This is a genomic window from Exiguobacterium sp. S3 (assembly GCF_018617295.1).
Classification (GTDB): domain Bacteria; phylum Bacillota; class Bacilli; order Exiguobacteriales; family Exiguobacteriaceae; genus Exiguobacterium; species Exiguobacterium profundum.
The window spans coordinates 24,869-37,245 of the sequence record NZ_JACSJW010000004.1; the positions used below are offsets into that span (position 1 = coordinate 24,869).

General features: G+C 48.8%; 9 protein-coding genes, 1 riboswitch and 1 other annotated feature. Of the genes, 5 read left to right on the plus strand and 4 right to left on the minus strand.

Translation table 11 applies throughout. The features are described from left to right. Positions 1 to 48 precede the first annotated feature (48 nt). Both KNO65_RS11070 and KNO65_RS11075 read right to left on the minus strand, forming a co-directional pair. Positions 49 to 2,172: an MMPL family transporter gene (locus tag KNO65_RS11070; protein ID WP_214784201.1), complete on the minus strand. Its 2,124-nt coding sequence runs from the start codon at positions 2,170 to 2,172 to the stop codon at positions 49 to 51. 91 nt (positions 2,173 to 2,263) lie between these two features. Further along, positions 2,264 to 3,064: a hypothetical protein gene (locus tag KNO65_RS11075; protein ID WP_214784204.1), complete on the minus strand. Its 801-nt coding sequence runs from the start codon at positions 3,062 to 3,064 to the stop codon at positions 2,264 to 2,266. 130 nt (positions 3,065 to 3,194) lie between these two features. Here KNO65_RS11075 and KNO65_RS11080 point away from each other — a divergent pair, with 130 nt between their 5' ends. Further along, entirely contained in the window at positions 3,195 to 3,359 is a 165-nt protein-coding gene (locus KNO65_RS11080; protein ID WP_074034904.1) for a YycC family protein, read from the plus strand. Between the two features lie 14 nt (positions 3,360 to 3,373). Here KNO65_RS11080 and pulA read toward each other — a convergent pair whose 3' ends face one another. After that, entirely contained in the window at positions 3,374 to 5,371 is a 1,998-nt protein-coding gene (gene pulA, locus KNO65_RS11085) for a type I pullulanase (protein WP_214688878.1), read from the minus strand. Positions 5,372 to 5,439: 68 nt separating this feature from the next. On the opposite strand from pulA, the gene KNO65_RS11090 reads away from it, so the two are divergent. Further along, positions 5,440 to 5,931, plus strand: a complete 492-nt coding sequence (locus KNO65_RS11090) for a YajQ family cyclic di-GMP-binding protein (protein WP_015880519.1) — start codon at positions 5,440 to 5,442, stop codon at positions 5,929 to 5,931. Continuing rightward, a complete protein-coding gene (locus tag KNO65_RS11095) occupies positions 5,928 to 6,506 on the plus strand; it encodes a metallophosphoesterase family protein (protein ID WP_214784206.1) in 579 nt (192 codons plus the stop codon). Before KNO65_RS11090 ends, KNO65_RS11095 begins: the two co-directional genes overlap by 4 nt. Positions 6,507 to 7,042: 536 nt before the next feature. Here KNO65_RS11095 and argS read toward each other — a convergent pair. After that, positions 7,043 to 8,725 carry an arginine--tRNA ligase gene (gene argS, locus KNO65_RS11100; RefSeq protein WP_214784209.1) on the minus strand — a complete coding sequence of 561 codons (1,683 nt, stop codon included), beginning with the start codon at positions 8,723 to 8,725 and terminating at the stop codon, positions 7,043 to 7,045. A 57-nt stretch (positions 8,726 to 8,782) separates the two neighbouring features. Then, positions 8,783 to 8,994 (minus strand) — a binding site (T-box leader). Positions 8,995 to 9,148: 154 nt separating this feature from the next. Between argS and KNO65_RS11105 the strand changes: the two genes are divergently transcribed. Both KNO65_RS11105 and KNO65_RS11110 read left to right on the plus strand, forming a co-directional pair. Then, positions 9,149 to 10,828: a GGDEF domain-containing protein gene (locus KNO65_RS11105; protein ID WP_214784212.1), complete on the plus strand. Its 1,680-nt coding sequence runs from the start codon at positions 9,149 to 9,151 to the stop codon at positions 10,826 to 10,828. A gap of 98 nt (positions 10,829 to 10,926) precedes the next feature. Next, positions 10,927 to 11,022: riboswitch (SAM riboswitch) on the plus strand. Then, on the plus strand, positions 11,016 to 12,374 hold the full coding sequence (locus KNO65_RS11110; RefSeq protein WP_214784215.1) for a Na+/H+ antiporter NhaC family protein: 1,359 nt from the start codon (positions 11,016 to 11,018) through the stop codon (positions 12,372 to 12,374). It overlaps the preceding riboswitch by 7 nt. Positions 12,375 to 12,377 lie beyond the last annotated feature (3 nt).

The window sequence follows — 12,377 nt, forward strand, 5'->3', positions numbered from 1 at the left end:
TTGTACGTAGTTTACCACACATTTTGATTCAGTTCATGAATTTTACCTTTAGTGCATGTTACGTTTCGGTAAATCTTTCTTTCCGAACCACCACCAGTTCCAATCCCCGAACAGTTTCATGAGCGACGGAACGAGCAGGATCCGGATGATGGTCGCATCAATGAAGATGGCGAGCGCAATCCCCACGCCGAGCTGTTTAATTGGACTCACGCCCGTGAAGGCGAACGCACCCGTCACGACAATCATGATGATGGCAGCCGATGTGATAATTTTACTCGTCTTCGCAAGCCCCATCTCCGTCGCATAGTCATTGTCGCCTGTTTCGCGGTAATGTTCCTCGATTCGCGAAACGAGAAATACCTCATAGTCCATCGACAATCCAAAGACGAGTGAGAAGATGAACACCGGTGTCAAAATACTGATTGTTTCTGCATCGTACACATAACCTGATTCAAAAACGATGACGAGTAAACCGAACGTCGCCCCAAGACCAAGCACGTTCATGAGAATCGCCTTGATTGGAATCAAGATGGATCGGAACGCCCACATGAGGATGAAGAAGGTTGCCAAGATGACGGTGATGACCGCATAGGGAATGCTGTCATAAATCTCATCATAAATCTCTTCATTGAAGGCTGCCGGTCCGCCGACTTCAAACCCTTTGTCTCGCCAATCGCGTACGAATGCTTGCGCTTCTTTGTCACTCGGAGGTACATCGAAGCTGACATTCACGAGCGCCAAATCTGTATTCCCATCAAGGGTCACAAGTCGCTCAAGTGGGGCGAGTTGTTCTGGCGCCGCTTCGGCGAGTTGCGTAAACGTCTCAGGCGTCAATCCGGATGTCGTTAAGAAAGTCGAGACATTATCGACAATATCGACCTCGTTTAACTCATCTGTGAGACTCGTCAATTCCTCTAAAATCATCGGATCGGTCAAATCGTTCGCTTCAAACAGAAGGACCGCATCGGTCGAGTTATCCCCAAACACATCGTCCCATCGTTCGAGTGCCGCTCGTGATTCATATGAGGTAGGGAGCGCATCGGCGTCCGGAATGTTCAACTCTAGGTCGTGCACGAACCAAAGACTCGGGAGCAGGATCAACAAAGCAATGAGCGTCATCGTCACCGGACGTCTCATCACGAAGCGAGCAAGTTTTTGCCAGCGCTTTTCAGATTTCGTCTCATCTGTCTTGATGATTCGTCCTTTATTCAAGGCGTCACCGACTAAGTAAAGCGACGACGGCAACAAGGTCAGTGCAGATAGCACGGCCCCCGCGACGGCAATGAGGGCACCAAGCGCGACTGCCTGGAAGACATCGACTTGAATAAACAGAAGTCCAGCCAATCCGACAAAGACACATAGACCTGAAAAGAGAATCGAGCGTCCCGCCGTTGCTACTGTCCGGACAATCGCCTCTTCTCTCGATTGCCCGCGTGTTAACTCTTCTCGATACCGATTGACGAGTAACAGTGAAAAATCAATCCCGAGCGCAATCGCAATCATGGCGACGGCATTGAGAACAAAGATAGATAATTCCATGTTTTGCGCAAAAAAGAATAGCGATCCCGCTGCCACAATAAAGGTAATCAACCCGACGAGTAACGGCATGAGCGCGGCGAGCGGCGTGCCGAAAACAAGCAACAACACGAGAAGCGCGACCGGAATCCCGATCAACTCCGCTCGAATCAAGTCATTCTTCGAAGCTTCGTTTAAGTCGTCCGCAAATACTGGTTCTCCCGTCAAGCGGACTTCGGTATCTGTATCCACGATGAGCGCGTCTCGGACGGCATCGATTGAGGATTCCGCCGCATCATAATCTTCGAACTCCAGCACGAAATAGGATACGTCCCCTGAACGCGCGTCCGGATTCTCCGCCGGGGTAATCACGCCATCAATTGATGAAATTTCCCCAAAACGGTCTTGTTGTTCGTCCATGACCGCCTCCAGATTTCCTCCTTCAAATAAGACGATCATTGAAGCACCTGCTCGATCAAATCGTTCATTTAACTGATCTTCTACCTGTTGGAAACGTCCGTCTTGAATGGCAAACCCGTTTCCTCTCAACTCACCCGGGAGCTGTAGCCCGAAATAAACTGAACCCGCGAGTAAAATCGCCCATATGAGTAATACGCCATACCGAAAACGAACCAACTGCCTACCTAACCATTCCATTGATGTCACTCCTCCCTGTCTATCCATCTACTTCCCGTTTCTCGATTCATTCATCATCACTTCACAAAAAATTCCTGAACCTAGGTTCGGTTCAGGACTCTTGTCGTTCAAAGACTTGAAGCCAGCTATGGCAAAATCGTGGTGGTGCGGACAAGACGACGAGTCGATCCCCTCGTTCATCTAACAGCATTACCTTCAATAATTGGTTGTCTGCACACACGCTTGAGCAAAATAATTCTTCCTCTCGATGAAACAGTTGGAACGACTCTGTCGATGTGATCGCCGTCGTTTCTCCCACTTGATCGAGAATGACCGTGTCGCGGTTTCCTTCGTATGGAATGCGCCAGGTTTCTTTCGTCTTCACATTTTCAACTAAAAAATGATGAGTTCGTTCATCGAACAATGTCACACACGTTTCAGGTGTGAACCGTTCAAAATCATACGTCCCTTGATACGCTAGCTCGATGATGTTCCCAAAGACAGGGACTTCTTCATAGCGGCTATATCGAAACGTATGATCATGGAGGTTCAAGGCTACGACATCCGATTCGGCTGAATATAAGAAGATGTCATCGCCTTGCCAATAGTGCAAATTGCTAAACCAGTCTCCGTTGAATCGTTGAGGGATCGCATGCGTCTCCATCTGTCCTCGTTGTAAATCAATGACTCCGTAAAGTCCTTTTTCCTGGAACCATGCCACGGCACGTCTTGCATTCGGCTCCACATATAGGGCGCATGGTGTCCATTTCCAGTCGATCTCCCAGCGAATTTGAGACGACTCGTCAAAGAACAAAAATCCAGTTTGCGCCAAGTACAACATCCAACCTTCACCTACACGTTCAAGCCATTCGATCGTTTGATGAAATTGAAAGTCTGCTGTTTGTTCGTACATTTGATCACTTCCTAATTTCAGCTTAGCAACCACCGAAGCGAAATTCGATTTTGAATGTGTTCATTCAACACATTTTCGATTTTCCTGTATACTGACGGTAAAGACATATCGTTTAGAAAGGAGACCTTCCATGCGTCCATTACAACTATCACCAGAGACCGCAGTTGAACTCGCAAAAAAATTAAACGTCCCCCTCGAGGAACTGATGCATATGCCAAAACACATCCTCGTTCAAAAAATGATGCAACTCGAGGCATCTCAAACAGAGGAAGACACACCAAAGGAGACGGATTAACGTCTCCTTTTTGGTTACTGCTCTTTGCGTTTCCGCTTTCTCGATACATACCAGAGACCACCGATTACAGCGAGGGCCGCACCACCGGCCACAGCGTACTTGCTGTAATCTGGGCGACGTTCGGTTACGACTAGTGTAGAGAGTGGAGCGACCGTCATATGACGGTCCTCGACTTGACGTGGTGCCGTCAGATTAACGGTATGGTCCTCCACGTTTACCTCGAACTTGCCAGATGGAAGTTTGACCTCAACCGCCTCCTCGAGTGCGTTGTGGTAGACGATATGTCGTTCTACATATCCTTCCACATGACGGCTCAATTCAAAGGCAATCACACCCTCTGCTTCATCAAAGAAACGCAAGTGTTTGCGAATCTGTTCCGTGTTTTCGAGTCGGAAGAGCGGATACTGCTTACGCAGACGCAAGAGACCTTTCACATATTCCACACTTGGCGCTTCTTGCTCCGCCCGGTTCCAGTCCACACGGTTGACGACTTCGCCTGAATTGAAGCTGTTCTCATCCCCGTCTTTTGTCCGGAAGAACTCCTGTCCACTGTGAAGGAATGGAATCCCTTGACTCAGGAGCACAATCGATGTCGCCAAACGGTGGCGACGGCGACGTGTCGTCTCATCATCTTCCGGATTCGTCACGGACAACTTGTCCCAAAGCGTCAAATTATCATGACATTCCACATAGTTGACGACCTGGTTCGGCTCATCAGCGAAACTTTGGCTCGTGATGCCACCAGCAATCCCACGTTTCACGTCTGCTGTCATGTCCGTGTTGCCGCTCACCCAGCCCGGTAAGTCTTCGATAAAGACGTCTCCGCGGACACCGTCTCGAATCCCATCATTGAATTGGGCGATGCGTGGCATCTTATGCGCATTATGTTGATTCGCTTTTTCACGAACCGGGAGCGGCGTATCCAAGTCCCAGCCTTCCCCGATGACAAGAATCGATGGGTCGACTCGATCGAGCGCTTTCCGAATCTGATTCATCGTTTTGACGTCATGGAGTCCCATCAAATCAAAACGGAACCCGTCAATCATGAATTCTTTCGCCCAGTACGTGACACACTCGACCATGAGCTTACGCATCATCGTACGCTCAGAGGCCGTGTCATTCCCACATGCCGAACCATCCGCGAGTGTCCCGTCTTCATTTAAGCGATAGTAATAATCCGGGACGAATTGACCGAGCGGTGTCGTCAACGCATCGTACGTATGATTGAAGACGACGTCCATGATGACCCGGATGCCCCGATCGTGGAGCGCTTGAATCATTGCCTTCAATTCGACAATTCGCGACGCCGGATCATCTGCCGACGAGGCGTAAGAACCTTCAACCGCAAAGTAATGAACCGGATCGTAGCCCCAGTTATAGTTGTCTTCCCCTTCACGTGACTCATTCACCGAGCCGTAGTCAAAGAACGGCATCAATTGAAGATGTGTGATTCCGAGCGAGGTGATGTAATCGAGTCCTGTCGGGTAACCGCTCGTGGTCGTCGTACCCGTCTCGGTCATCCCTAAGAACTTCCCACGGTGCGTCGCCCCACTCTCTGGGTGACTCGTCAAATCGCGGACGTGCGCCTCATAGATGACCGCCTCTTGTGAAGAATTGAATAGCGGACGTTCTTTGATCCAATGGTCCGGGTTCAAGGATGCCGGGTCAAGCAGACACCCTCGTTTCCCGTTCACTCCGACGACTTTCGCATACGGATCGAGCGACTCCACTTTCTTCCCATCAATCAGCGCTTCAAATACATAAAATTGACCTTCGAATAAGGCACGGTCGAGTTCGATCACCCACGTCCCCTTCTCAGCCGGCTCGAGCTCGAGTCGTTCAAACTTACGGGCACGGGCTGTTCGATATAACTTGACCGACATCTGTTCCGCTACCGGAGACCAAACTCGTAGTCGAATCTGTTCCCCTTTGAACGTCACCCCTAGGTCTTTCCCGTGATAGGCAACGTGATCTAAGTCTGCATGTGTGTGTTGATCCATTGTACGTTCCATCTCTTCACTCCTTCACTGCTTCAAATCTGCTATCATTATAACAAAACCACACAAAGGATGGATGAAACATGGCAAAAGACAATTCTTTCGATATCGTGTCCGAAATGAATCTTGAAGAAGTAAAGAACGCGATCCAAATCGCAGAAAAGGAAATTTTGAACCGCTACGACTTTAAAGGGTCAAAGAGTGAGATGTCGCTCGACAATGGCGACCTCGTCCTCATCTCGGATGACGACTACAAACTCGAGCAATTAAAAGACGTCTTGATCACAAAATTGATCAAACGCGGTGTCCCGACGAAAAACCTCGACTATCAAAAAGTAGAGAACGCACTCGGCGGAACGGTTCGCCAACGTGTGAAATTGAAAAGCGGCATCGACAAAGATGACGCGAAAAAAATCAACAACGCCATCAAAGAATCAAAATTAAAAGTCAAATCGCAAATTCAAGACGATCAAATCCGAGTGACGGGGAAATCACGTGACGATCTCCAGGCCGTCATGCAACTCGTACGTGAACTTGAATTGTCCGTCGATGCCCAATTCACGAACTTCCGATGAAACTCGCCATCATCAGTGACCCGCACGGTTCGTTTGATGATTTAAAGGCCGTCCTGGATGACGTTCGTCGCGAAACCGAGCATATTCTCTGTCTCGGGGACCTCTACGAATGCCATGTTGGCAAAAAACGACGTCACGAGCGCTTTCGTCATGTGGAAGACGTCGTGACGTACGATCCAAATTATGAAGCGTTACTCACATTCCCGAGTCTACGAGGCAATCAGGAAGAGCGAATCGACGAGGTGCTCGTCATCGACCATCCTGTGAAAACACGGATTTCGTTATTGCCGGAACAGACGACTCTCGAGGAAGCACGCTTTTTACATGGACATCAAGTGAATTGGAATAAAGACTGGGAACCGATGGTCGAGAAAGGAAAATACCCACTCGTCTTCATCGGACACAGTCACATCCCCGGGATTTACCGAAAAGGAAAATCCTTGCCGTGGGAAATCGGGACACCGTTCCATTTGAAGAAAAAACGATATGTCATCAACGTCGGTGCTGTCATATTCGATCGGGAATGGTGTCTCTATGACACGGAAGCCCGGACGGTCATGCGGATGAAAGCGTGAATACAAAAAGGACCTCAATTTTTGAGGTCCAGGCTGTTGATGAACCAGATTGCATCTTGAAATCTGGTTCATCTTTTTTTGTGGGTTTCGATTTTTTGGGGCGTTCTGCCCCAAAAAATTGAAGACGTATTATGAAACGGTCCTTTCCAATCAACAGGTTAGGCAACTTTTTATGCTCTGTACATTGACTGAAGCCAGATTGGCGCGTTGAACCTTCTCAATTCCGTCTGGTTCGCCTCATGTCGTTTTCAGGATTGAAGCGTTACATGTCGGATTCCTTATTTTTTGATGATTTTTTCGGCCATCGAGACCTTAGAAAAAGACAAACGGCCGTCAGATGACGACCGTTTGCGTTGCTCGCCCGACGGCGTCCCGACTCCGACAGGAAAGCAATACGACGGAGACCCAGCAGCGACCTAGGTCGCGATGCGGCTCTGGGATTGCCTGCGGAAAGCGTGGGCGCCGGAAAGGCGAGCGATATGATTTATGTTAGTCAACAAGCTGGGCCTCAATTTTTTGAGGTCCTTTCGTCTGTCTTACATTTCTTCCGGCGCTTCGACACCGAGTAAACGGAGCCCTTCTGTCAATACGAGCGTCACTGCCTTGACGAGAGCGAGACGCGATTGTTTGCCTGCATCTTCCTCTAGGACGCGGACGTGACCGTAGTACTTGTTGAACGCTTGCGCGAGGTCAAGTACATAACGGCTGATGATGGATGGTTCGCGGCGTTCATGCGCACGTGTGATGACGTGCGGGAACGCGTTGAGCATCGTGACGACACCCCATGAATAGTCATCGTCTGCACCAGTGAATGGTGAGCCGTCATAGTTTCCTTTACGAAGAAGTGAGTTCGCACGAGCATTCGTGTATTGAACGTAAGGCCCTGTCTCTCCTTCGAACTTGAGCATGCTGTCAAGATCGAACTCGATGTTGTTGATGCGTTCGTTTTTCAAATCGTGGAAGACGACCGCGCCGACACCGACCATGCGTGCGACGTCTTCTGCGTTCGCAAGATCCGGGTTCTTCTGTTCGATGTTCGCTTGTGCTTTTTCGATTGCTTCTTTCAACACTTCTTCAAGAAGAACGATGCGTCCTTTACGTGTCGACATCTTTTTCCCTTCTTGCAAGATCAAGCCGAACGGCACGTGATGCATGCCATCAACAAAGTCATATCCAAGCTTACGAAGGACCGAGAAGAGTTGTTTGAAATGGAGCGCCTGTTCGCCACCGACGACATAGTTCGCTTGTACGAAGTTGTACGTCTCGTAACGATAGATCGCTGCTGCCAAGTCGCGTGTCGCGTACAATGTCGCGCCATCTTTCTTCTTGATCAAGCAAGGTGGCAAGTTCTCTTCCTCGAGCGAGACGACCATCGCGCCCTCACTTTCGACTAAGAGATTTTTCGCTTCGAGCATCTCGACGACGCGTGCCATTTTATCGTTATAGAACGCTTCCCCGTTGAAGCTTTCGAATTTCACACCGAGGAGGTCATATACTTTTTGGAACTCTTTAAGTGACTCGTCACGGAACCACTGCCAAAGCTCTGTCGCTTCCGCATCACCATCTTCAAGCTTTTTGAACCAAGCACGACCTTCGTCTTCGAGTTCTGGTTGTGTCTTCGCCTCTTCGTGGAAATGGACGTATAATTTTAAGAGTTCTGCGATCGGGTTGGCGCGTACCGCTTCCTCATCGCCCCACTTCTTGTAGGCGACCATCAATTTCCCAAACTGAGTGCCCCAGTCTCCAAGGTGGTTGACGCCGACGACGTCATATCCGTTTTTACGTGCGATTTGGTTGATTGCATTCCCAATCACCGTCGAACGCAAGTGACCCATCGAGAACGGCTTCGCAATGTTTGGTGACGAGAAGTCCGTCACAATCGTTTCATTGCGTGCCTCGTGTGTTGCATACTCTGATTTTTCCTCAAGCACCGTGTTGATGATTTCTTTTGATACGACATCACGGCTCAAGAAGACGTTGACGTAAGGTCCCGCCGCCTCCACTTTCGTGAACAATTCATCGTTCAATTCATTTGCAATATCTGTCGCAATCATGACAGGTGCTTTCCGGTAAGCTTTCGCCAATTGGAAACACGGGAACGCGAGGTCACCGTGCGCCTCGTGTTTTGGCTTCTCAATCAATGCTTCAATTTGGTCAATCGTGAGTTCTTCACCGATGACACGGGATAGTGCTTCTGCATACTTGCGTTCATAACTCATCTGTATGTCCTCCTTCTTCAATAACAACTCATAAAAAAAACGCCCTTTGCATAGATGCAAAGAGACGGGAATTCCCGCGGTACCACTCTTCTTGCCTGCATGATGCAGACCGCTTTATGGTGATAACGGTTCCCTCCGGCTATGCCTACTCTCGTTTCGGATAGCATCTCAAAAGTGCGTTTCGCGACGTTTGTCAGCCCAGGCTCTCACCAATCCCCAGGTCGCTTTGTTGACTAAACCATCGTTACTCTCTTTTTCATCGACTTTCGTCTATGCGGTTGAAAAGCAACTTCATTATAGAGGATATTCCCTGTATACTCAATGCTAGAATTCAAGCATGATAAAAGAAAGGCAGGACTCGCACGAAATCATGACGAATCTTTACTATTATATCTTGAAATGTCCCATGCTAGGAGGGAACACATGAACCACTTTCGCAAGATGTCCGTGCTCGGTTGGAGTATATGGAGTGTTTTGTTCTGCTTCACCATCGGATTATTTGCATTGGATGTGCTGCACGCCCCGACCATCGATCCGTTGTCCTTTATTTTAATCTCATTACTTGTCATCATCTTTCAACTCGATTCAATCGAAGTCAAAGGTGTGTACTTCACATTCTCTGAGAGTATTGTATTAATTCTATTTCTATTCTTTGGATTTGAAACCGCACTCATCGTCAACCAGATTGGATTATTCGTCTTTCAGTTCGCCAATCTGAGACCAAAAGTCGCCATACGCCGATTCCGCTTCACCTATCCATGGAACGCGATTACGGCATACTTAGAAATTGTCATTCCCGCTACCGTCTATCTCGCCCTCGGTGGGGTAACCGGCCTTGATTTTTATTCGCAAGAATCGTTTGTACCGCTTGCCGGATTATTCTTTGCTATCTTGTTAAATACCGTATTTCAAAAATATCAGGTGAGATGGTGGTTCCGCGTCGATATCGCATTGAGCGACTTCATGAAAATCGCTTTCTACACATATGTCGTCAGTTTGATCTTCATCTTAGCGGCAGCGTTCTTCCGAGAGACGAATTTACTTGTCGTGAGCAGCATCGCGGCAGCGTTGACCTTCTTCATCAAACGACTTCTCATTCAAAAGGGACGACAGGATGCGTATAAATCTCTGATTGAACAGTACGACGAAGCGAAAGAAGCCGTCTCTTTATCACAGAGCGAAGCACAAGCCATTGAAGTCTTTTTAAGTCAGTGTGAACAATTGAACCATTACGATGAAGGATATATCGAGTTCAAGCTGTTTAATCGCACACTCTACTTCGACTTGAAGACACGTCAACCGATTGATCGCCCCGTCGTATTTGCGCTACTGGATATCAGTCAACCTGTCGAGCCTGTCCTTGACTACGAGATGCGATTTGAGTGGGATGCTTCATTGTCTGACGCTTTCCATGACGACTACCATAGCTTCGTCTCAATTCGTTCGGAAGAGATTGAGGGAATTCGCACATGGATCGTGATGACAGGAGAACCTGTATATGGGTATCCGAAGATTATCCAACAAGAAATCCTCAAGTTGCTCAAGTCGTTCAACCGGACCATCAGCCGTTGTCATGAACGAGATCGTCTGTATACCGAGAGCCGGACGGATAGTTTGACTCTCCTCGCCAATGCCCGCGCCTTCTACGAATACGGGATTCAACAAATATCCGACATCTCGATGTATCCGATCTCGGTCGCCATGCTCGACATCGATTTCTTTAAAAAAATCAATGATACGTATGGCCATCAAGTCGGTGACCAAGTGTTGCAGGAATTTGGTCGACGTATCCGGCAAGCCCTTCGCGCTGATGACTTTGCCGCCCGTTATGGTGGGGAAGAGTTTATCTTGCTTCTCAATCATTGTGACATGTCTCAAGCCGTTGACATTGCAGAAAGAATTCGCCAGCAAATCGAAGCGAAACCGTTCCTTGTCGATCATCATGAGATTTCTGTAACTGCGTCCATCGGGATCGATACAATCGATGCGTTTGGAAATAAGCGATTAGACGATACGATTCGAAACGCGGACCGTGCGCTATATGTCGGTGGGAAATACGCGGGACGTAACCGCGTGGCGCACTTCAACAATTTAACGACGTAAACTCCCCTTTCTCACATCGAATTGGGGAGTTTTTAAGTTGACAAGCAGATTTGAAACAGGTACGTTAGGGAACGTGTTTACTAATTGGATAGATTCACTTTTTATCGAGAGAGACGGAGGGACTGGCCCTGTGAAGTCTCGGCAGCGGGGAACCTGTGCCAAATCCAGCGGGCGTATTGCTCGAAAGATGAAAAGGGTATTTCGCACGAAGGACCTTTTTCTTAAGAAAGGGTCCTTCTTATTTTTTAGTGAGGTGATTATTTTGGAACAACCAACAGCAAACAAATGGGCACTCTTGCCGTTACTCGTCTTCTTACTCTTCTTCATCGGGGCGGGTGTCTATTACGGAGACTTTTATAAGTTTCCGGTACTCGTCGCAGCCATCATCGCCTTGATGGTTGCGGCATTCATGACAAAAGGAAGTGCCACCCAAACCGTCGAGCGCATCGCGCAAGGAGCCGGCAATCCGGGCATCATCATCATGATTTTCATTTTCTTACTGGCTGGCGCATTTTCAACGGTAGCGGAAGCCATCGGTGCCATCGACGCGACGGTCAACGCTGCCTTGACTTTATTACCGCCCTCGCTTCTCTTGAGTGGACTCTTCGTCATCGCCGCTTTCATTTCAATGGCGATGGGAACGTCGACGGGTACAATTGCGGCACTTGCACCGATCGCCCTCGGTATCCATGAAGAGAGTGGCGTCAATGTCGCCATCGCTGCCGCAGCCGTTGTCGGAGGGGCGATGTTCGGGGACAATCTCTCGTTCATCTCGGACACGACGATCGCTGCCGTCCGGACGCAACGAACGAACATGCGTGATAAATTCCGCACGAACTTCTGGATCGTGCTACCTGCTGCCATCATCACGACGGTTTTACTCGCCGTCTTGTCAAATGGCGAGTCCACGATCGATGTCGCCGCATTCGAATGGTACAAACTGATTCCGTATCTTGCCGTCATCGGACTCGCATTGACAGGACTGAACGTCATTTTGGTTCTGTTAGGTGGCATCACGCTCACCGGCATCATCGGTCTCCTAGATGGAAGCCTATCCGTCACGGCGTTTGTGACAGCTATTGCGGACGGGATGATTGGCATGGCCGAAATTTCATTCCTGACATTACTCATGGGTGGACTCGTCGGTCTCATCTCACACAACGGCGGACTCACGTATTTACGTGACGCGTTGACATCTCGTATTCAAAAACGTGCCGGTGCCGAATGGAGCATCGCTGGACTTGTCAGTGCGACAAACGTAGCGACGGCGAACAATACGATTTCCATTCTCGTAGCCGGTCCACTTGCAGCGAACATCGCGGACGAGTATGACATCGAACGGAAGAAATCAGCAAGCGTACTCGACATCTTCTCATGTGGGGTACAAGGGATTCTTCCGTACGGAGCTCAATTACTCATCGCTGCAGAATTGACGAAGACCGCATCGCCGGACCTCGTCCCGTTCATGTTCTATCCGTTCCTCCTCTTTATTTGTGGAGGAATCGCCATCGCATTCAATTTCCCACGTTTTAAAAAACAGTCATAAGTG

Excerpts from the sequence above, each read along its gene's own strand:
- KNO65_RS11095 (WP_214784206.1), top strand. The coding sequence starts at position 5,928 with ATGAAACTCGCCATCATCAGTGACCCGCACGGTTCGTTTGATGATTTA.
- KNO65_RS11080 (WP_074034904.1), top strand. The coding sequence starts at position 3,195 with ATGCGTCCATTACAACTATCACCAGAGACCGCAGTTGAACTCGCAAAA.
- KNO65_RS11105 (WP_214784212.1), top strand. The coding sequence starts at position 9,149 with ATGAACCACTTTCGCAAGATGTCCGTGCTCGGTTGGAGTATATGGAGT.
- argS (WP_214784209.1), bottom strand. The coding sequence starts at position 8,725 with ATGAGTTATGAACGCAAGTATGCAGAAGCACTATCCCGTGTCATCGGT.
- KNO65_RS11110 (WP_214784215.1), top strand. The coding sequence starts at position 11,016 with ATGAAAAGGGTATTTCGCACGAAGGACCTTTTTCTTAAGAAAGGGTCC.
- pulA (WP_214688878.1), bottom strand. The coding sequence starts at position 5,371 with ATGGAACGTACAATGGATCAACACACACATGCAGACTTAGATCACGTT.
- KNO65_RS11070 (WP_214784201.1), bottom strand. The coding sequence starts at position 2,172 with ATGGAATGGTTAGGTAGGCAGTTGGTTCGTTTTCGGTATGGCGTATTA.
- KNO65_RS11075 (WP_214784204.1), bottom strand. The coding sequence starts at position 3,064 with ATGTACGAACAAACAGCAGACTTTCAATTTCATCAAACGATCGAATGG.
- KNO65_RS11090 (WP_015880519.1), top strand. The coding sequence starts at position 5,440 with ATGGCAAAAGACAATTCTTTCGATATCGTGTCCGAAATGAATCTTGAA.